Source organism: Streptomyces yongxingensis (assembly GCF_055597465.1).
Map to the genome: position 1 here is coordinate 2,612,623 of NZ_CM145717.1, position 19,404 is coordinate 2,632,026.

Annotated in this window: 15 protein-coding genes; 5 read left to right on the plus strand and 10 right to left on the minus strand. The window is 72.7% G+C overall.

Going from position 1 to position 19,404, the window contains the following annotated elements; all coding sequences use genetic code 11:
- The first annotated feature begins 27 nt into the window (after nt 1–27).
- The 4 genes from ACZ6TD_RS10915 to ACZ6TD_RS10930 all read left to right on the plus strand — a co-directional run bounded on the left by ACZ6TD_RS10915 (nt 28) and on the right by ACZ6TD_RS10930 (nt 4,491).
- Nucleotides 28–948 carry a cyclase family protein gene (locus tag ACZ6TD_RS10915; protein ID WP_471352993.1) on the plus strand — a complete coding sequence of 307 codons (921 nt, stop codon included), beginning with the start codon at nt 28–30 and terminating at the stop codon, nt 946–948.
- A 248-nt stretch (nt 949–1,196) separates the two neighbouring features.
- Nucleotides 1,197–1,787 (plus strand): TetR/AcrR family transcriptional regulator, encoded by a 591-nt coding sequence (locus tag ACZ6TD_RS10920; protein ID WP_471352994.1) that lies wholly within the window; start codon nt 1,197–1,199, stop codon nt 1,785–1,787.
- Between the two features lie 451 nt (nt 1,788–2,238).
- The gene (locus ACZ6TD_RS10925; protein ID WP_471352996.1) at nt 2,239–3,438 is read left to right on the plus strand and encodes an MFS transporter; all 1,200 of its coding nucleotides are present in this window, start codon (nt 2,239–2,241) and stop codon (nt 3,436–3,438) included.
- 123 nt (nt 3,439–3,561) lie between these two features.
- On the plus strand, nt 3,562–4,491 hold the full coding sequence (locus ACZ6TD_RS10930) for a methyltransferase domain-containing protein (protein WP_471352998.1): 930 nt from the start codon (nt 3,562–3,564) through the stop codon (nt 4,489–4,491).
- A gap of 188 nt (nt 4,492–4,679) precedes the next feature.
- Here the strand turns inward: ACZ6TD_RS10930 and ACZ6TD_RS10935 are convergent, their stop codons facing one another.
- Together ACZ6TD_RS10935 and ACZ6TD_RS10940 are read right to left on the minus strand one after the other, a co-directional pair.
- On the minus strand, nt 4,680–4,898 hold the full coding sequence (locus ACZ6TD_RS10935) for a hypothetical protein (RefSeq protein ID WP_470007492.1): 219 nt from the start codon (nt 4,896–4,898) through the stop codon (nt 4,680–4,682).
- A 285-nt stretch (nt 4,899–5,183) separates the two neighbouring features.
- Nucleotides 5,184–5,420, minus strand: a complete 237-nt coding sequence (locus ACZ6TD_RS10940) for a hypothetical protein (RefSeq protein WP_037951761.1) — start codon at nt 5,418–5,420, stop codon at nt 5,184–5,186.
- A 306-nt stretch (nt 5,421–5,726) separates the two neighbouring features.
- On the opposite strand from ACZ6TD_RS10940, the gene ACZ6TD_RS10945 reads away from it, so the two are divergent.
- Nucleotides 5,727–7,055, plus strand: coding sequence for a serine/threonine-protein kinase (locus ACZ6TD_RS10945; protein WP_471353000.1), 1,329 nt, complete (start codon nt 5,727–5,729; stop codon nt 7,053–7,055).
- Between the two features lie 155 nt (nt 7,056–7,210).
- Here ACZ6TD_RS10945 and ACZ6TD_RS10950 read toward each other — a convergent pair whose 3' ends face one another.
- The 8 genes from ACZ6TD_RS10950 to ACZ6TD_RS10985 all read right to left on the minus strand — a co-directional run bounded on the left by ACZ6TD_RS10950 (nt 7,211) and on the right by ACZ6TD_RS10985 (nt 19,107).
- Nucleotides 7,211–8,029 (minus strand): TrmH family RNA methyltransferase, encoded by an 819-nt coding sequence (locus tag ACZ6TD_RS10950; RefSeq protein ID WP_471353002.1) that lies wholly within the window; start codon nt 8,027–8,029, stop codon nt 7,211–7,213.
- A gap of 80 nt (nt 8,030–8,109) precedes the next feature.
- A complete protein-coding gene (gene cobA / locus ACZ6TD_RS10955) occupies nt 8,110–9,330 on the minus strand; it encodes a uroporphyrinogen-III C-methyltransferase (protein WP_471353004.1) in 1,221 nt (406 codons plus the stop codon).
- A 107-nt stretch (nt 9,331–9,437) separates the two neighbouring features.
- A complete protein-coding gene (gene cobT, locus ACZ6TD_RS10960; protein ID WP_471353006.1) occupies nt 9,438–13,676 on the minus strand; it encodes a nicotinate-nucleotide--dimethylbenzimidazole phosphoribosyltransferase in 4,239 nt (1,412 codons plus the stop codon).
- 280 nt (nt 13,677–13,956) lie between these two features.
- The gene (cbiE, locus tag ACZ6TD_RS10965; protein WP_471353008.1) at nt 13,957–15,210 is read right to left on the minus strand and encodes a precorrin-6y C5,15-methyltransferase (decarboxylating) subunit CbiE; all 1,254 of its coding nucleotides are present in this window, start codon (nt 15,208–15,210) and stop codon (nt 13,957–13,959) included.
- Nucleotides 15,211–15,506: 296 nt separating this feature from the next.
- A complete protein-coding gene (locus ACZ6TD_RS10970) occupies nt 15,507–16,151 on the minus strand; it encodes a GNAT family N-acetyltransferase (RefSeq protein ID WP_471353010.1) in 645 nt (214 codons plus the stop codon).
- 198 nt (nt 16,152–16,349) lie between these two features.
- Nucleotides 16,350–17,174 carry a MetQ/NlpA family ABC transporter substrate-binding protein gene (locus ACZ6TD_RS10975; RefSeq protein WP_137980312.1) on the minus strand — a complete coding sequence of 275 codons (825 nt, stop codon included), beginning with the start codon at nt 17,172–17,174 and terminating at the stop codon, nt 16,350–16,352.
- 92 nt (nt 17,175–17,266) lie between these two features.
- Nucleotides 17,267–18,055 carry a methionine ABC transporter permease gene (locus ACZ6TD_RS10980; protein ID WP_471353013.1) on the minus strand — a complete coding sequence of 263 codons (789 nt, stop codon included), beginning with the start codon at nt 18,053–18,055 and terminating at the stop codon, nt 17,267–17,269.
- Nucleotides 18,052–19,107, minus strand: a complete 1,056-nt coding sequence (locus ACZ6TD_RS10985) for a methionine ABC transporter ATP-binding protein (protein ID WP_471353014.1) — start codon at nt 19,105–19,107, stop codon at nt 18,052–18,054. The genes ACZ6TD_RS10980 and ACZ6TD_RS10985 overlap by 4 nt, the downstream gene beginning before the upstream one ends.
- Nucleotides 19,108–19,404 lie beyond the last annotated feature (297 nt).

The window sequence follows — 19,404 nt, forward strand, 5'->3', positions numbered from 1 at the left end:
GGTTACAAAATTTGAACTCTGTAACCCATGGCTGTACGTTTCGACGCCATGGACACACATCACACGGGAACCGACGCGTCGGAGGACCTGCCGAGCAACTGGGGCCGGTGGGGCGAGGACGACGAGCGCGGCACGCTCAACCTCATCACCGGGGAAGCCCGGGCCAGGGGCGCGGCGGAGGCCCGCACCGGCCGGACGGTGTCACTCGCGCTTCCGATCCGGCCGGCGCCGCTCATCAGCGGCCCCTTCGCGCCCTCCACCCAGGACGCCTCGCCGGTCCAGCAGATGATGGTCTACGTCGGCTCCCCGGCGCCCGCCACGGCGGATGTGATGCTGGTGACCAACCACCACCCGCGCTCGACGCACCTCGACGCGCTGGGGCACGTGATCCGGGACGGGCGGGTCTATCCGGGGCGGCCCGTGGACGAGGCCGTGACACCGGCCGGTGCCCGGCACGGCTCCACAGCGGCGTACGCCGCCGGGATCGCCACCCGGGGGATCCTGCTCGACCTGGCGGCCGACGGCCCGCTGCCCAGTGGCCATGCGGTCACCTCGCGGGACTTCGAGGCGGCCGAGGAGCGCCAGGGCGTACGGCTGGAGTCCGGGGACGCCCTGGTGGTGCGCTGCGGATGGTCCATGACGCCCGACCCCGACCGGCCGATGCCGGGGATGAGCCTGGACGCGGTGCGCTGGATGCACCGGCGCGGCGCGTCGCTCTACGCGGGTGACATCGGCGACGCGCACCCGGACCTGGACCCCGCCTGCCCCTTGCCGCTGCACCGGGTCGCCCTGCCGATGATGGGCCTGCCCCTGATCGACGCCGCCGAGGTGGACGAGCTCGCCGCCGTCTGCGCGGAGCTGGGCCGCTATGCTTTCCTGCTCACCGTGGCGCCGCCGCGTATCCACGGACTGACCGGGGTGCCCGTCAACCCGCTCGCGGTCTTCTGACGAGCCACTAAGCGCTCCGCTGGAAGTGCCCTGACCTGCCGTCGATCGTCCGCGGCGCCGTCGTGGCTGGTCGCGCCCGCGCGGCGGAGCCGCACACCGGCACAGCCCCGCGCCCCTGCGGGGTGCCACCGAACCGCAGCCGCATTCCGCCGATCCGCTTAGGAGGAATTGGAGTTGAGGGAGCAGTCGGTACCCGCCGCCGGGGCCGGGAGCCGCGCAGTGCGGTTCGTACGGAACGGCGAGCCCTGATGCGTTCGGGCCCGGCCCTCGACGCCGAGACCATCCTGACGGCCACCGAGGACGTACTGCGCCGCCATGGACCGGCGAAGGCCACGGTGCTGGACGTGGCGCGCGCTCTGGGAGTCAGCCACGCCAGCGTCTACCGCCACTTCCCGTCCAAGGCGGCGCTGCGCGAAGCCGTCACCCGGCGCTGGCTGGGCCGGGCGCGCGACCCCCTGGCGGCGGTCGCGGCCGACACCCGGCAGGCCCCGCCCGAGCGGCTGCGCACCTGGTTCACCACGCTCTTCGCCGCCAAGCGGACCCTGTTGTCCGAGGACCCGGAGCTCTTCGCCACCTACCGGGTCCTGACGGCCGAGCACAGCAGCGCGGCCGCCGACCATGTGACCGACCTGATCGAGCAGTTGCGCGTCATCATCGCCGACGGCGTCACCAGCGGCGACTTCACCTCCCCCGACCCCACCGCGACGGCGCGCACCGTCTTCGACGCCACCATGGCCTACCACCACCCCGCCCACGCCCCCGAATGGCAGACCCCGGGGTCCGAGGCCGCCCTCGAGGCCGTCTGCACCCTGCTCATCGACGGCCTGCGCCCGCGCTGATCCCCGGCGAATGCGTGGGGAACCGGACCTTCCGCCACCTGGCAACCGTCTACCTCGCCGCCATCAACCGATGGCTCGGGCCGAACGGCTCTCCTGCCACCGCTGTACTGCCGTTTGCACGGCCGACGACCGCCACCGCGAGCGGAGGGAAACCTCGCTCCGCACCACCTTCCAGCGCGGCTTGCACCAGCCAATCCGCCTCGGTCAACGTGAGTCAGGAAGGCGTGGAGGATCAGACACGAGCGCGAAACTAGCGACGATGGCCCCGGCGGTCAAAGCAACTGCCCGGAAATGTCACGCGCTGACGACGTGGACGGCCGGCCCGGCCGTTGTCGCGGGTATACGACATCACCCGTGACGGGCAAGGGTGCGGTCGCAGACCTGCCAGCCACCGCTTGATGAAACCTGCTGGGCTGATGGCGAACGCGCTGCCTTCACAGGACGGAACGCCATGCCGATCACCACCTCCGCTTCGGTCAACGGCCAACTTTCATCCCCTCGAACCCCGCTGAAGGGGTGGCCGGCCGTGGTCTCGGTGATGCTGGGGATCTTCGCCATCGTCACCACCGAGATCCTGCCGATCGGTCTGCTGACCTCGATCGGATCCAGTTTCACCGTCTCGGACGGGATGGCTGGACTGATGATGACCATGCCCGGCTTCCTGGCGGCTATCGCCGCTCCACTGGTCACCGCGGCCACGGCACGCTTCGACCGCCGACTGTTGCTGTGCGCTTTCATGCTCCTGCTGGCATTGGCGAACTTCCTTGCCGCCGCGGCGCCCGACTACTGGCTCGTATTGACTTCTCGGATCATGGTGGGGATCACCATCGGCGGCTTCTGGTCGATCGGGGCTGGGTTGGCGGAACGACTGGTGCCGCCGGTCTCGGTCGGCAGGGCTACCGCTGTGATCTTCTCTGCCGTGCCGCTGGGATCCGTCCTCGGCGTACCGGCCGGCACCCTCATCGGAGATCTCGCCGGATGGCGAACGGCCTTCACCGTCATGGGAGCCCTGACGGTCGGTGTACTGGTCATGCTGCTCCTGCTCGTGCCGCCGCTTCCTCCGATCCAGACCACAGGGCTGGGCGTCCTCAACGGCATGCTCCGCAGCGTCAACATCCGCTTCGCACTCTTGCTGACGTTCCTTGTTGTGCTGGCTCACTTCGGCACGTACACCTACGTGACACCGTTCCTGGAACAGGTCACCCACGTCGGCGGTGGTCTGATCACTGCATTCTTGCTGCTCTACGGTGCCGCCGGCATCCTCGGCAACTTCCTGGGCGGCGCCTGGGTGGCCCGGCATCCCCGGACCGTCTTCGGGCTCGCGGCCGGTCTGATCGCCGCGGCGACCCTCCTCCTTCCGGCGTTGGGCCGCTGGGAGGCGGGCGCGGTGATACTGCTGATCGTGTGGGGCATCGCGTACGGCGCCGTGCCAGTCGCGTCGCAGACCTGGTTCTCCAAGGCGGCACCGCATGCCCCGGAAGCGGCATCGGTCCTGTTCACCGCCTCTTTCCAGGCAACGATCTCTATGGGCGCGCTCGTAGGGGGAGTCGTCCTGGACCGCAGCTCTCCGTCCGCGGTCATGGTGCTGGGCGGATGCACCGCGGTTCTCATGGTCCTGACCGTAGGCACGTTTCGCCGAGCGGCTCACTGATCCGGACCGCACGGAGCAGTCCTGAACGCACAGAGACTCGCCGCCCCTTCTCTCGGAGTCCTCGCGTCAACTGGTCCCCCGCGCCACCGCCCTGGCCGACGCCGCAACTCACCGGCACTCCCGATGGGCGTCGGCCGTCGCCGCTACGCCACGGAGGCCGACCGGCCGCACGGTCGGCCGACGTCCTCGGCCACCCTGCCGAGCCTGGTCGTGGGCATGTTCCAGCTTGCCCGCATCGATGACGGCGACCGGCTGCTCGATGTGGGCACGGGAAGCGGGTATGGGGCCGCCCTCGCCGCTCGTCGACTGAGCGACGAACAGGTGACAAGCGTCGATGTCGACCTTTACCTGACCGAGGCCGCCCGCAAACGGGTGAGCGAGGCTGGGGTCGCTCCCACGCTCGACACGGTCGACGCGACCGGCGACCTGCCGTACGAGCCCGCGAGCTTTGACCGGATCGTCGCCACCGTGTCCGTACGCACGATTCCGGCAAGCTGGCTCCGGGTACTCCGCCCCGGCGGTCGGCTGGTGACCACGATCGCCGGTACCTCCCTCCTCGTCACGGCCGAGAAGGACGAGGACGGGGGCGCGACCGGGCGCGTCGAGTGGGACCGGGCAGGGTTCATGCACGCTCGCCACGGTGACGACTACCCGCCCGGGGTGACCGTTCGCCTCGCCAAGGCTGCGGAACTGGACGGGGACGACGTCACCCGCGGTCCGTATCCCGTCGTCGACGTGGCGAACGCGTGGGACCTCGCTTCCATGCTCGACGTCGAAGCGCCCGGTATCGAGCACGAGTACCGGGAGGACGGCGAGCAGCGTGTCGCGCTCATGGCACATGCCGACGGATCGTGGGCCCGAGCCACGGCGACCGGGAACGAGCGGCCCACCGTGCACCAAGGCGGCCCCCGCCGACTGTGGGACGCCCTCGACAAGGTCCGCGACTACTGGCTGAGTCACGGCGAGCTACCGGTGCGAGGGGCTCGCGTGGACGTCATGCCCGACGGCCGTACCTTCCTCGGCCGCGGGAAGTGGTCCGTCGAGCTGAGCTGATCCCGGCGGGAGCCACCGCCCGCTGACGGGTTCCTTACGGCGGCGGTCCGGATCGGCCCCGAAAAGGCGCGATGCCCGGACAGCTCCCCAGCTGTCCGGGCATTCGTGCCGTCCGCCGCACCCCCGTCCCCACGGGGTTAATGGCCGGAAGTCCCCGGCCCGGGCCGCTCTCCCGGGCCCGGGGCGCCTCAGCGCCCCAGCATTCCCGCCACGGACGACGCCTGTGTGACGACGGCATCCCAGCCGCCGAAGGTGATGGTCAGGAGGATGGCCATCGGCAGCACCATCGCCGCCGCGACCAGAGGATGGCGGGTGCCGGTCTGCGGGCCGCCGAACGCGTCCACCGCCGCGCTCACGGACCTGCGACGACGTGTTCCGATGACCGTGCGTCCAACCGTGTCCGCCATCGTCCCTCCTCCGTCACATCTGGGGCGGCGAGCGTCTGACCTCGGGGGACGAGTGCTGCGCCCGCCGCTTGACGACAACATTAGGCGCGCACCCCGGTCCTCGGCGTCATGCCTTCGTACCGATTGCCGGGCCTCCCGGAGGATGACCCCGGGAGGCGTCGACTACTCCCCTGGGTGGAGATGCGCTCTCACGCCTTGGGGTCTTCCCGGAGGGGACCGCGGAAGAGATCCCTCCGAAGACCCTCCGGAGTCCATGGAGTGTGCCCCTCCGAGCGCGTGCGAGCCCTACTCGCCCTCCCCCTCCTCGCTCCGCGGCACCGGCTGCTCCACCAGGGCCAGGACCCGGTTGGCCATGAAGCGGGCCGTCCGCACCACGGACCCATTACGGGTGACTTCGCTCACTTCCACCACCCCCCGCCGGACCGCCGTCTCGACCCTCCGGCCCGCCCTGGTGGCCACCACTTCATACGTCCGCGTCGTGTCCCCCGCGTCCACGACTATCTCCACACGATCACCCTTCACGGTCTCAATCCCCCTTCTGAGACGGCCTTTTGAGATCACGCAGCGGCGGGCCCGAGCGCGGATTGCCACGATTCCGGCCCACTTCTCCAGGATCCCAGGCACCACTGACAATCCATCGGCCGACGCATGCGCGGCCTCTCAGCGCGAGGGGCCGTCAATCCGTAAGCTGTGCACGTCAGACGGACGGCGACGGAACAACAGCGGCGAACCGACCGCAGTTCGACGGCAAACGGCAAGCAGACGGCAGCGGATGGGGCTCCCCACCAGGGGTTAAGGGAAGGGGCCCACCGGAGGTAGGGGACGGACATGGCGATGATGCGGCTCCGGCGCGAGGACCCGCGTGTCGTCGGCTCCTTCCGCCTCCACCGGCGGCTCGGCGCGGGCGGCATGGGAGTGGTCTACCTCGGCTCCGACCGGCGCGGGCAGCGGGTGGCCCTGAAGGTGATCCGGCCGGACCTCGCCGAGGACCGGGAATTCCGGTCCCGGTTCGCCCGGGAGGTCTCCGCCGCACGGCGGATCCGCGGCGGCTGTACGGCCCGGCTGGTGGCCGCCGACCTGGAGGCCGACCGCCCCTGGTTCGCCACCCAGTACGTACCGGGCCCCTCCCTCCACGACAAGGTGAACGAGGAGGGCCCGCTGCCCGCCGCCCAGGTCGCGTCGATCGGGTCGGCGCTGGCCGAGGGGCTGTTGGCGGTCCATGAGGCGGGGGTCGTCCACCGCGACCTCAAGCCCTCCAACATCCTGCTCTCCCCCAAGGGCCCGCGCATCATCGACTTCGGCATCGCCTGGGCGACCGGGGCCAGCACCCTCACCCACGTGGGCACGGCGGTCGGCTCGCCCGGCTTCCTCGCGCCCGAGCAGGTGCGGGGCGCGGCGGTGACCCCAGCGACCGACGTCTTCGCGCTGGGCGCCACGCTCGCGTACGCCTCGACGGCGGACTCGCCGTTCGGGCACGGCAGTTCCGAGGTGATGCTGTACCGGGTGGTCCATGAGGAGCCGCAGCTGCTCGGCGTCCCCGACGCCCTGGCGCCGCTGCTCCACGCCTGTCTGGCCAAGGACCCGGAGGACCGGCCGAGCACCCTGCAACTGTCGCTGCGGCTGAAGGAGATCGCGGCGCGCGAGGCGCACGGCCACGGCTCCAGTACCGGGGGCTACGGCGGCGGGCCGGGCCGTCCCCCGGCGCGGCGCCCCGAGGCGTACGCCGACCAGCACACGGAGCGGCGCTCCGGCGGTACGCCCGCGCCGCGGAGCGGGCCCCCGTCCCAGCGGCCGGGAGCCAGTACGGGCGGGGGCTCGGGCCGCTCCTCGGGGCGGAACACGCCCGCGCGCCCGGCACAGCGCCGGGGTGGCCCGAGGCCGCCCGCGCGTACCGACCGCCCGGGGCGCCCGGCCCAGACCGTGCGCACCTCGCCGAACGGGCGCCGCCCCAGCGGGCCCAACCGGCGGCTGCTGCGGCAGCGGCTGACCGTGTTCGTCGTGGTGACGCTGCTGGTGGCGCTGGGGATCGCGGCGGCGCAGGGGTGTCAGGGGCCGGCGAACGGCTTGGGCGCGCCACCGAAGCCGACGGGGACGGTTTCGTCGGCGGCGCTGGACTCGGTGGGGGGCTCGGTGGCGGCCGAGCCTGACGGCCGCTAGTTACTGAGTGTCCGGCGGGGCTTGGCGCCTGCGGCGGGCTGTTCCCCTACCCGCCCCTTCCCACAGCTGGGGCTCCGCCCCAGACCCCGCTCCTCAAGCGCCGGAGGGGCTGGGAGGCGGGGCCAGGGGCGAAGTCACTGCCACGCGGCGGACCGTCAGAGTCCCGGTCTGCCCGACGTGACCGCGTAGAAGGCGACCGCCGCCGCCGCGCCCACGTTGAGGGAGTCCACGCCGTGGGCCATGGGGATCCGGACCCACTCGTCCGCGGCCATCAGCGCCTGGGTGGAGAGCCCGTCGCCCTCCGCGCCCAGCATCAGCGCGACCCGCTCCAGGCGGTGCGGGGCCGCGTCGTCGATGGTGGTGGCCTTCTCGTCGGGGGTCAGCGCGAGGATCTTGAAACCGGCCTCCCGGACCGCCTCCAGTCCGCGCGGCCAGCTCTCCAGCCGGGCGTACGGCACGGAGAAGACGGCGCCCATGGACACCTTGACCGAGCGCCGGTAGAGGGGGTCGGCGCAGTCCGGGGAGAGGAGCACGGCGTCCATGCCGAGGGCCGCCGCGCTGCGGAAGATGGCGCCGGTGTTGGTGTGGTCGTTGACGGACTCCATGATGGCCACGCGCCGCGCGCCCGCCAGGATCGTCTCCGCGTCCGGCAGCGGCTTGCGCTGCATGGAGGCGAGGGCGCCGCGGTGGACGTGGTAGCCCGTCACGCGTTCGGCCAGTTCGGGGCTGACGGCGTAGACGGGGGCGGGGACGTCCTCGATCACGTCCCGCATCACATCGACCCACTTGGACGACAGCAGCATCGAGCGCATCTCGTAACCGGCGACCCGGGCGCGCCGGATCACCTTCTCGCCCTCGGCGATGAACAGGCCCTCGGCCGGCTCACGCTTGCGTCGCAGCTCCACATCGGTCAGACCCGTGTAGTCGCTCAGCCGCGGGTCGTCCGGATCATCGACGGTGATGAGATCAGCCACTTAAGTGATACTGCCTTGTCCTGGATGCGGTGCCAATGAGCCCGACGCGAATAAGTTACCGGCGGTTACGTCCGATGACGTCACCGGTGGTCACGGGACGAGAGGGCGACGACCTCGCCGATCACCACGACCGCCGGGGGCCGTACGCCCTCGGCCGCGGCCTTCTCCCCGACGGTGGCGAGGGTCGCGTCCACCCGGCGCTGGGCCGGGGTGGTGCCCTCCTGGACCACGGCGACGGGGGTGTCGGCGGCGCGGCCGTGGGCGACGAGGGTCGCGGCGATGGCGCCGATCTTCTCCACGGCCATGAGCAGCACCAGCGTGCCGCGCAGCCTCGCCAGCGCCGCCCAGTCCACCAGGGAGCTGGGGTCGTCGGGGGCGACATGCCCGCTGACCACCGTGAACTCATGCGCGACGCCCCGGTGGGTCACCGGGATCCCGACCGCGCCCGGGACACTGATGGAGCTGGAGATGCCGGGCACGACGGTGCACGGGATACCGGCCTCGGCGAGCGCCTCCGCCTCCTCCATGCCGCGCCCGAAGACAAAGGGGTCGCCGCCCTTGAGGCGGACCACCGACTTGCCCGCCTTGGCGTGCTCGATCAGCGCGTTGTTGATCGCCTCCTGGGCCATGAAGCGGCCGTACGGGATCTTCGCCGCGTCGATCACCTCGACGTGCGGCGGCAGTTCATCGAGCAGATCGCGCGGGCCGAGGCGGTCGGCCACCACCACGTCCGCCTCGGCGAGGAGGCGGCGGCCGCGCACGGTGATCAGGTCCGGATCGCCAGGGCCGCCGCCCACCAGCGCCACATGGGGGCCGCGGGTGCGGTGGCGGGGCGCGGCGAGGGTGCCGTCCCGCAGCCCCTCCACCACGGCGTCCCGCACGGCGGCGGAGCGGCGCGGGTCCTGCCCGGTGAGGACGGCCACGGTGACGCCCTCGCTCCGCCCGGTGGCCGGGGTCCAGGCGGAGGCGGCCTCGGCGTCGTCGCTGCGCACGCACCAGATGCGGCGCGCCTCGGCCTCGGCGGACGCGGCGGCGTTGGCCTCCGGGTCGTCGGTGGTGATCAGGACGTACCAGGCGCCCTCGAAGTCGCCCTCCTGGTAGCGGCGGCGCTCCCAGCGCACCTCCCCCGCCTCGGCCATGGCCTCGACGGAGGCCGTGGCGGACGGCGAGATCAGCAGGATGTCCGCACCGGCCGCTATCAGCGCGGGCAGCCGGCGCTGGGCGACCTGGCCCGCCCCGAGGACGACGACACGCCGCCCGGAAAGGCGCAGCCCGACCGGGTATGCGAAGTTTTCGGACATGGCGGTGCGGCTCTCCTCGTGCGAAGCAACGGCCGCTGCGGCGCTGGAGCGGCTGATCGACTGTGGGGTGGAGCCCCCGCCGACACCCTACGCGGCGGGGGCACGCATCAGTTCTTCTCCGTGACCCCTGCGGAGTCGAAGGTGGCCACCTCGTGCATCGCCCGTGCGGCGCTCTGCACCACCGGGAGGGCGAGCAGCGCCCCGGTGCCCTCGCCAAGACGCAGATCCAGGTCGACCAGGGGGCGCAGGCCCAGCTTGTTCAGGGCCGCCACATGGCCCGGCTCGGCGCTGCGGTGGCCCGCGATGCAGGCCGCCAGCACCTCGGGTGCGATGGCGCGGGCGACCAGCGCGGCGGCGCCCGCGCTCACCCCGTCCAGGATCACGGGCGTACGCAGCGAGGCGCCGCCCAGCAGCAGCCCGGCGATCGCGGCGTGCTCCAGGCCGCCGATCGCCGACAGGACGCCGATGGGGTCGGCCGGATCGGGCTGGTGCAGTTCGAGCCCGCGCCGTACGACATCGATCTTGCGCGCGTGCATCTCGTCGTTGATGCCCGTACCGCGCCCGGTCACCTCGGCCGGTTCGGCGCCGGTGTAGATGGAGACCAGGGCGGCCGACACGGTGGTGTTGGCGATCCCCATCTCCCCGGTGAGCAGCGCCTTGTTCCCGGCGGCCACCAGATCGCGGGCCGTCTCGATGCCCACCTCGATGGCGCGCAGCACCTCCTCGCGGGTGAGCGCGGGGCCGACGGTGAAGTCTCCGGTGCCCGCCCGCACCTTGCGCGGCAGCAGCCCGGGCGTGCTGGGCAGATCGCTCGCCACGCCGACGTCCACGACGCACACCTCGGCGCCCACCTGGCTGGCGAAGGCGTTGCAGACCGCGCCGCCGCCCAGGAAGTTGGCCACCATCTGGCCGGTGACCTCCTGCGGCCAGGCGGTGACGCCCTGGGCGTGCACCCCGTGGTCGCCCGCGAAGACCGCGACGGCCGCGGGCTCCGGGATCGGCGGCGGGCACTGCCGGGACAGCCCGCTGAGCTGGGCGGAGATGATCTCCAGCATGCCGAGGGCGCCGGACGGCTTGGTCATCCGCTTCTGCCGCTCCCACGCCTCGCCGAGCGCCTTGGCGTCCAGCGGGCGGATGCCCCGCAGGGTCTCCTGGAGCAGGTTGTGCGGATCCCCGCCGGGCAGGGTGCGGCGGCCGTACGACTCCTCGTGGACGACCCAGGACAGCGGGCGGCGCTTGGACCACCCGGCCTTCATCAGCTCGGGCTCCTCCGGGAACTCGTCGACGTATCCGACGCACAGATACGCCACGACCTCCAGGTGCTCGGGCAGCCCGAGCTCCCGCACCATCTCGCGCTCGTCGAAGAAGCTGACCCAGCCGACGCCGAGGCCCTCGGCGCGGGCGGCGAGCCAGAGGTTCTCCACCGCGAGCGCGGAGGAGTACGGCGCCATCTGCGGCTGGGTGTGCCGGCCGAGGGTGTGGCGGCCGCCGCGGGTGGGGTCGGCGGTGACGACGATGTTGACCGGCGTCTCGAGGATGGCCTCGATCTTCAGTTCCTTGAACTGCTTGGCCCGGCCCTTGGGGAGGGACTTGGCGTACGCGTCCCGCTGGCGCATGGCCAGCTCGTGCATGGCCCGCCGGGTCTCCTCCGAGCGGATCACGACGAAGTCCCACGGCTGGGAGTGCCCCACGCTGGGCGCGGTGTGCGCGGCCTCGAGGACGCGCAGCAGCACTTCGTGCGGGATGGGGTCGGGCCGGAAGCCGTTACGGATGTCCCGGCGCTCGCGCATCACGCGGTGGACGGCGGCGCGCTCGGCCTCGTCGTACCCCTCGGCGCGGGGGCCGATGGGGATGGGGACCGCTTCGGGCTCCGGCTCGGGGTCGGATTCCGACTCGGGCTCCGGCTCGGTTTCCGACTCCGGCTCCGGCTCCGCGGCGGATTCGGGGGCTGACTCGGGGGTGGTGTCCTCGGGGGCCGTCTCGGGTTCCGATTCCGGCTCGGGCTCCGGCTCGGGGGCGACGGCTTCGGCGTCGGCGGCTTCGGCGTCGGCGGCTTCGGCGTCGGCGGCTTCGGAGGTGCCGGCGTCGGGCTCCGTGGCTTCGGTCTCGGCCGCTTCCGCGTCCGTGGTCTCCGGTTCGGCGGTCCCGGCCTCGGGCTCGGTGGGTTCCGTCGCCCCGGCCTCGGGCTCGGCGGCTGCGGGCTCGGTCGCTTCCGGGGCGTCGGATTCCAGGGCACCGGCCTCCGGCTCCGTGGCGTCCTGTTCGGTGGCCTGGATCTCGGGCTCAGTGGCCTCGGGCTCGGTGGTCCCGGGCTCGGTAGCCTCCGGCTCGATGGTCCCGGGCTCGGTGGCCTCGCCTTCGGGGGCCGTCTCGGGGGCCGCGGCCTCGGGTTCGGCGGGCTGGGCCGCCGCCCCTGCCTCAACCTCGGCCGTGGGCTCGGTGGCTTCCGCACCGGTCTCCGGCCCCGCCTCGGCGGCCGCTTCCGCCTCCGGCTCGGCGGGCGTCGCCTCGGCCTCGGCGGTCTCGGGCGCCGCCGCCTCGGAAGCTTCGCTCGCGGCAGCCTCGGCGGCCTCGGCGTCCGGGGTGTCCGCCGCTTCGGCCTCGGGAGCGTGCTCCTCCGGTGACGGCTCCTCAGCCACGGCCTCGGCTGCCGCCTCGGGGGCCTCCGCCTCGGCGGGCTCCTCCGGCGTCGTGGCCTCGGCCTCCGGTGCGGCCTCCGCCTCAGCCGCCGCCTCGGCCTGCGGCTCGGCGGGTGCCTCCTGCTGGGGCGCCTCGGCGGCGGCCGGCTCCTCGGCGGCGGACTCCTCGGGCTGAGGCGTCTCGTGGGCCACTATCGAGTGCCCCGGGTCCACGGCGGGCTGCTCCACCGTTTCGGCGGGCTCTTCCGGGAGTTGCTGAGCGGCCTCCTGAACGGGGGCCTCGGCGGCGGGAGCGGGCGGCTCCTCGATCGCGATCGGCTCATGGGCGAGCTGCGCCGGAATCTCCGGCGCGACCTCCGCGACCGGAGCCGGGACGGGCTGGGCCTCGGGCTGTTCGGTGATGGGCTCGGCCTGCGCCTGGGCCGGGATCTCGACGACCTGCTCCTCGGCCACGGCGGCCTGCGGGCCGGGCTCCACGACGGGCGCCCCGGCCTGGGCCGGGATGGTCGCGCCCGTCTGGTGCGGGTCCACGACCGCCGGGTCCACATACCCCTGGTCCATCGCGACCGGCTGCGCCTCCGGCGCCACCGCCTCGGGCTGGGCGAACTGCTCGGGCGCGGGCTCCGCTTCGGGCACCTCCGCGACCAGGGGCTCCTCGGCCGGAACGCCCGGCTCCACGGGAACGCCCGGCTCCACGGGAGCGCCCTGCCGCACCGGCGGCGTGGAGTCCCACGCGTCCCCCGGCGGCGGGGCGTCGACGAGCTGCGAGAGGTCCGCGAGCTGGGGCCCGGGGAGCCGCCCCGGGTCGTCGGGCTGCGGGGTGAAGTACTGCGGCCCGGCGGCGTACTGCGGCGCGGTGGAGTAGTCCGCCGCCAGCGGCTGCTCGGGCATGACCGGCTGCGGCTCGGGAGCGACGAACTGCTCGGGCGCGGCGAACGGCTGCTCGGGCATGACGAACTGCTCGGGCCCGGCGTACTGCTGCTCGGCCATCCCGCCCTGCCCGGGCGCCGGGACGCCCTGCTGCGCCCCCGCCCCGTACTCCGGCTGCGGCTCGGGCAGCACCTCCGGCTGGGGCGCGACCTGGTGCGGCACCTGCGGCTGCGGCTCCGGCGCGACCTGCGGCTCCGGGACCTCCGGGACGGCCTGCTGCTCGGGCGGGACCTGCGGCTCAGGCGCCGCCTGCGGCTGGGGCTCCGGCTGGCGTACGGGCGCGGCGTGCCGACCCGCCGCCGGACCCCGGTCGGCGAGCGAACGCACCACGCCGTTGGAGGTGTCGGGCACCGGCGGGCCCATGTGGAGCGGTCGCCGGGTGGGGGCGGTGGGCGCCACGTAAGCGGCCGGGGCGGGGGCGGGGGCCGGCTGCGGTACGGGCTGCTCCGCCACGGGCTGTGGCTCGGGCATCTGGGTCTCGGCGTACGCGGCGGGGTCGAGCACGCCCGCCTCGTACGCCCCGGTCTGGTACTGGGCCTGCTGCTCGCTCCAGGCGCCCTGGGCGCCCGGCATCAGCAGCAGGTCGTCCTCCTCGCCCACGTGTTCGGAGCCGTCGAGGAAGGTGTAAGCGGCGCCGGGAGGGACACCGGGCTGCGGCTGCTCGATGTAACCGGCGTCGGCAGGCGGGGCATGGACATCCGCCGGGTGCGGGTGTCCGAGTCGTCCGCCTGCGTTCTCCGGCAGCCCCTCTCCCGGGACCTGGCCGGTGTCGGTCATGCGTACCCCTCGCCCATCGCTAGTGCTCCTTCCAACCGCCTACCGCCGAGAGCAAGCCCCCTGAGCAAGAACGAGCATGCGCCGTGCGCGGCACGTAGACACGCCCGAGGCTTGCCTACCGCGGCCCCACCAAGGGAGGGGCACATTCCGGCCTTTGGCCAATAAAGCACCGAACGCCGGGCAGCGGTAAAGGCAGTACAACGATCCGCCAGCCTACCCCGCGCGGCGCCCCGGGCAGGTCACCGGGGCGAAGCTCGGGGCGAACGTCACAAGGACAAAATCACTGGTGCGGGCGGTGGCCGCACAGCATGAAGGCGACCGCGCGCTCCCGTTCGGTCCAGCTACGCGTGTCCAATTCGACGGACTGCGACAGCACGCATTCGACGGCGTAGCCGCCGTCCTCCAGCGCCGCGCCGATGGCCTCCGCCTCGTCCCGGGTCGCGGCCTGCGTGACGATGCGCTCGGGGCGGCGCGCGGCGCACGCGGCGACCACGGGCGCGCCCCCGCCGCCGATCCGCACCACGTCGGGCTCGGGCAGGTCCTCCAGCACCTCGGGGGCGACGCCCTGGACCACCTGGAGCTGTACGGCGAAGCGGCGGGCCAGGGTGGCGGTGCGCTCGCAGGCGTCCGGGTCCCGGTCGACGGCGATGACGGCGGCGCCGAACCCGGCGGTCTCGACGGCCGCCGCGCCGCTGCCCGCTCCGATGTCCCAGACCAGGTCGCCCGGGCGGGGGCCGACGCGGGCGAGTTGGAGGGCGCGAAGCTGCGGGGACTCAGCTTCGCTCAGCGCGGTCCCGTACGCGGGTCCTGGCAGCGCCCAGCCGCGGACGGCGCCCGGGTAGCCGGGCTCGCGTCCGGCGATCCAGCCGCCGCTCTGCAGCGCGCCGCGGGCGGCACCGGCCGACGAGCCGCCGCGGACGGGCGCCATGGCGGAGCCGCCGATGACGATGACGACGTTGGGGTCGCGCCAGGCGTGGTCGGCGACCTTGTCGGAGGTCAGCACGGTGACCTGCTCGCGCTCGGTGCCCAGGGCCTCGCAGATGACGAAGGTGCGGTGCACCGGGCCGAGCAGCAGCGCGAGTTCGGCGGGCCCCGCGCCGGGCGAGGTGAGGACGGCGACCTTGGTGTGGGCGCGGCAGACGTTGACCGCACGGCGCAGATCACGGCTGTGGGCGACGACGACCTGGGCGTCGTCCCAGGGCATCCCGGCCCGCGCGAAGGCGGTGGCGACGGAGGAGACGGCGGGGACGACCTCGACCTCGAGCCCGTGCTCGGGGGCGCGCAGGGCGCGGACGACCCCGAAGAAACCGGGGTCGCCGTCGGCCAGGACCACGGCGGAGCCGCGGTGCTGCGCGACCCTGCGGGCCGCGAGGTCCACGCTGCCGAGCCGGATCCGCTCGGCGCCGGGCGGGACTTCGGGCAGCGCCAGGTGATGGGCGGCGCCGGCCACGAGGGTGGCCGCGCCGAGGGCGGAGCGGGCCGCGTCCGTGAGCGGGGTGCCGTCCCAACCGATCACCGTGACGCGGTCGGCCATCGTCCTTGTTCTCCCCTATGTGTGGCGGGTCGGGTCTGTCGGGTGCGTCGCGGTGGGGTGCGGGTGCGTCGCGGTGGGGTGCCCGTGAGGGTCCACGGGCGGGTCGCGGCCGGTGCGCCGCGGATGCGCGGGTCACGGCCCCGGACGCGGCCGAGGCGCGGGTGCTCAGCGCGGACAGAGAGTACCCCGGCTGGTCCGGACCGCCGGAGTGGGGGCGGGCGCGGGGGTGGTGCGCCGAGGGCGCGGACGGCGCGAATGCGCCGGATCTCCGCCCCGGCCGGGGCGCGGTGGGGGTGTCAGCCCCAGTCGGAGTAGCTGGGGTAGACGCCGAAGCCGTCGGGCCCGGAGCGGTCGGGGCCGCCGTCGAGGTCCTCGGCGAGCAGGCTCCAGACGATGAGATCGGTGCGCAGATCGGTCCAGCCGCCGTCCTCCGTCTGGGTGCGGGCTATCCAGGCGTGGCGCAGTACGCCCTCGCTGATGCAGCCGACCTTCTGGGCGACCTGCTGGGCGGCGGTGTTGCCGGCGGCGGTGCGCAACTCCAGGCGCTCGAACTTCTGGTCCTGGAACAGCCAGCGGGCCACGGCCAGCACCGACTCCGAGGCATAGCCCTCACCGCGCGCCCAGGGGGCGACGATATAGCTGGCCTCGGTGGCCAGCAGCTTCCAGTCGGTATTGCACAGATGCACGATGCCGACGAGCCGCTGGGTGAGGAATTCGGCGACCGCGAAGACGATTCCGCGGCCGGTGGTCCGTTCCGCCGGGGCGAGCCGCAGCGCCTGGTCGCGGGCGTCGGCGAGGCTGTACGGATACGGCGCCCGGGTCCAGGCGATGACGCTTTCGTCGTTCATCATGTCCGCGAGCGCTGGTATGTCCGCTTCCTCGAACGGGCGCAGCACCAGCCGTTCCGTGCTGATGGAGATGTCCGGGAAGGTGGATGTCATGCGCCGCTCCGTAACCGGGGGTCGTTATCTGGGCCGTGGAAAGGCCCAGCATGCAGCATCACCCAGGGGAAACGCAGCACGGGGGGTGAATCGGAAGGCTCCGCATCCGGTTGTGGTCCGGATGCGGAGCCTTGAGGGATCCACCGGCGGGTGGGAAACGTTGGCGAATTCGTTGCGGTGGTGACGGTGTGCCGCGGATCAGAAGGACGGCAGCACGGAGCCCTGGTACTGGTCCTTGATGAACTTCTTCACCTGCGGGGAGGTGAGGAGCTTGGCCAGCTTCTTCACGCGCGGGTCGTCCTCGTTGCCCTTCTTCACGGCCAGGAAGTTGGCGTACGGGTTGTTCTTGGGCGACTCGAGGATGATGGCGTCCTTGGCGGGCTTGAGGTGCGCCTCGATGGCGTAGTTGCCGTTGACGACCGCGGCGTCCACGTCGTCGAGCGACCGCGGCAGCTGGGCGGCCTCCAGCTCCTTGAACTTCAGGCCCTTGGGGTTGGCGGTGATGTCCTTGGGGGTGGCCTCGTTGCCGACGCCGCTCTTGAGCTTGATGACGCCGCCCGCGTCCAGCAGCTTCAGCGCGCGGGCCTCGTTGACCGTGTCGCTCGGGACGGCCACGGTGGCGCCCTTCTTGAGCTCGTCGGCCTTCTTCACCTTGTGCGAGTAGAGGCCGAGCGGCTCGAGGTGCACGGTGACGACGGGCACGATGTCGGTGCCCTTCTTCTTGTTGAAGTCGTCGAGGAACGGCTGGTTCTGGAAGTAGTTGGCACCGACCGAGCCGTCCTGGGTGGACAGGTTCGGCGTGTTGTAGTCGGTGAACTCCTTCACCTCGAGCTTGAGGCCCGCCTTGTCGGCCAGGTGGTCCTTGACGTAGTTGAGGATCTCCGCGTGCGGGACGGGGCTCGCGGCGACGACCAGCGCGCCGTTCTTGTCGTCCGACGAACCCGGGGCGCCGCATGCCGCGACACCGAGGGCGAGCGCTCCGGCGGCGAGGACGGTGGTGACGGTCTTGGTGGTGTTACGCACGAAAAGTGCCTTTCTTCGAGGGCGCGCGCATCCGCCGCGGGTGCGGAAGCGGAATACGAGCGGGGTGGTACGGGGTGCGGGGGTGTGGGGGCTCAGGGGACCTTGGTGGGCTCCACGGTCTCGATCTCGGCGGGCGCGGGCCGCTGCTCCGGTGCCGGAGCGGGCTTCCCGGCCCGGGACGCGCCGCCGCGCAGCAGCACCAGCCGCGGGGCGACCGAGGAGCGGCCGCGGTGCGACAGGCCGCGGGCGGCGAGGTCGCCCGCGAACTGGATGATGGAGATGACCACCGCGAGGATGGCGACGGTGATCCACATCAGCTTGGTCTCGAACCGCATATAGCCGTAGCGGACCGCCAGGTCACCGAGGCCACCGGCGCCGACCGTGCCGGCCATCGCGGAGTAGCCGATGAGCGCGACGATCGTGGTGGTCGCGCTGGAGATCAGCGCGGGCAGCGACTCGGGCAGCAGCACTTTGCGGACGACGGTCCAGGTGGAGCCGCCCATCGACTGCACGGCCTCCACCAGCCCGCCGTCCACCTCGCGCACCGAGGTCTCCACGAGCCGGGCGTAGAAGGGGATGGCGCCGATGGCCAGGGGCACGATGGCGGCCTCGGGGCCGATGGTGGTGCCGACGATCGCGCGGGTGAAGGAGATCAGGGCGACCATCAGGATGATGAACGGCATCGAGCGGGCGATGTTGACGACCTGCCCGACGACCTTGTTCACCACCACGTTCTGGAGCACTCCGCCGCGGTCGGTGAGGACCAGCAGCACGCCGAGCGGCAGTCCGCCGACGACGGCGATCAGCGCCGACCAGCCGACCATGTAGAGGGTGTCCCAACACGCCTGCTCCAGCAGGGGCTCCATCTCGGACCAGGTCACTTGGCGCCCTCCTTGAGCAGCGGGGTCGGGTTCGCGCGCGGGCCGTCGGCGACGGCCGCCACATCGACCTGGAGGCCCTGCTCCCGCAGGAAGCCGATCGGGACGACGTTCTCCTCGAACCGGCCGGGCAGCTCGATCCGCATCCGCCCGACCTGGTGGCCGCCGACGGTGTCCATGGCGGCGCCGAGGATCGAGATGTCGATGTTGTACGTACGGGACAGCTGGGAGATGACCGGCTTGGTGGCCGCCTCGCCCTGGAAGGTGACGTCCACGACCGTGCGGTCCTCGCCCGAGGCCACCCCGCCGACCGGGAAGAGCTCCTGGGCCAGCTCGGAGCCGGGCGTGGCCAGCAACTCGCTGACCTTGCCGGATTCCACGATCCGCCCGTCGCGCATCAGCGCGGCCGAGTCGCAGATCGTCTTGACGACGTCCATCTCGTGGGTGATGAGCAGCACGGTCAGGCCCAGTTGCTCATTGAGGTCGCGCAGCAACTGGAGGATCGAGCGGGTGGTCTCGGGGTCGAGCGCGGAGGTCGCCTCGTCCGAGAGCAGCACCTTGGGGTCGCCGGCGAGCGCGCGGGCGATGCCGACGCGCTGCTTCTGGCCGCCGGAGAGCTGCGCGGGGTACGCCTTCGCCTTGTCGGCGAGGCCCACCAGCTCCAGCAGCTCCAGGGCCTTGCGGGTGCGCTCCTTGCCGGAGACGCCGAGGATCTCCAGGGGCAGCTCGACGTTGTCCCGGACGGTGCGCGAGGAGAGCAGGTTGAAGTGCTGGAACACCATGCCGATGCGGCTGCGGGCCTGGCGCAGCGCGGACCCGGCCCTTTGTCCCCGCCCGGCGAGCGCGGTGAGGTCCTGGCCGGCCACGCTGACCGTGCCGGAGGTGGGGCGCTCCAGGAGGTTGACACAGCGGATGAGGGTGGACTTCCCGGCGCCGCTCTGGCCGACGACGCCGTACACCTCACCCTCGCGGACATGCAGATCGACGCCGTCGAGGGCGGTGACCTCGCGGCCTCGTGAGCGATAGACCTTGGTCAGGTCCGTGGTGGTGATCACAGGGTTTCCGTCACTGTTGAGTGCACGGCGGGGTGCCGCCGGGCACGGCTCGTTCATTGCGGAACGCGGCAGGGTGGACCCGAGGGCATGCCCGGTGTGGGGGCGCGGTTCGGGTTCCGGTGACGCGGGGCGGCGCGGTCCGGCGCGATGGACGCACGGATCCGGCTCAGCAGGTCTCGCTTCGGGGCGCGAGGCTCAGGCAGGGGCCCTCAGCAGTCACACATTCGACACCGACAACGAGCACCGGGCGTGGGGATCGCCTCGGTCGCAGGGGTGCGGCAGCTCGTCGTGGTCATG

Coding starts and splice junctions, on each gene's coding strand:
- ACZ6TD_RS10930 (WP_471352998.1), top strand. CDS start 3,562: ATGGGCGTCGGCCGTCGCCGCTACGCCACGGAGGCCGACCGGCCGCAC.
- ACZ6TD_RS10970 (WP_471353010.1), bottom strand. CDS start 16,151: ATGACATCCACCTTCCCGGACATCTCCATCAGCACGGAACGGCTGGTG.
- ACZ6TD_RS10925 (WP_471352996.1), top strand. CDS start 2,239: ATGCCGATCACCACCTCCGCTTCGGTCAACGGCCAACTTTCATCCCCT.
- ACZ6TD_RS10915 (WP_471352993.1), top strand. CDS start 28: ATGGCTGTACGTTTCGACGCCATGGACACACATCACACGGGAACCGAC.
- cobA (WP_471353004.1), bottom strand. CDS start 9,330: ATGTCCGAAAACTTCGCATACCCGGTCGGGCTGCGCCTTTCCGGGCGG.
- ACZ6TD_RS10920 (WP_471352994.1), top strand. CDS start 1,197: ATGCGTTCGGGCCCGGCCCTCGACGCCGAGACCATCCTGACGGCCACC.
- ACZ6TD_RS10945 (WP_471353000.1), top strand. CDS start 5,727: ATGGCGATGATGCGGCTCCGGCGCGAGGACCCGCGTGTCGTCGGCTCC.
- ACZ6TD_RS10935 (WP_470007492.1), bottom strand. CDS start 4,898: ATGGCGGACACGGTTGGACGCACGGTCATCGGAACACGTCGTCGCAGG.
- cobT (WP_471353006.1), bottom strand. CDS start 13,676: ATGACCGACACCGGCCAGGTCCCGGGAGAGGGGCTGCCGGAGAACGCA.
- cbiE (WP_471353008.1), bottom strand. CDS start 15,210: ATGGCCGACCGCGTCACGGTGATCGGTTGGGACGGCACCCCGCTCACG.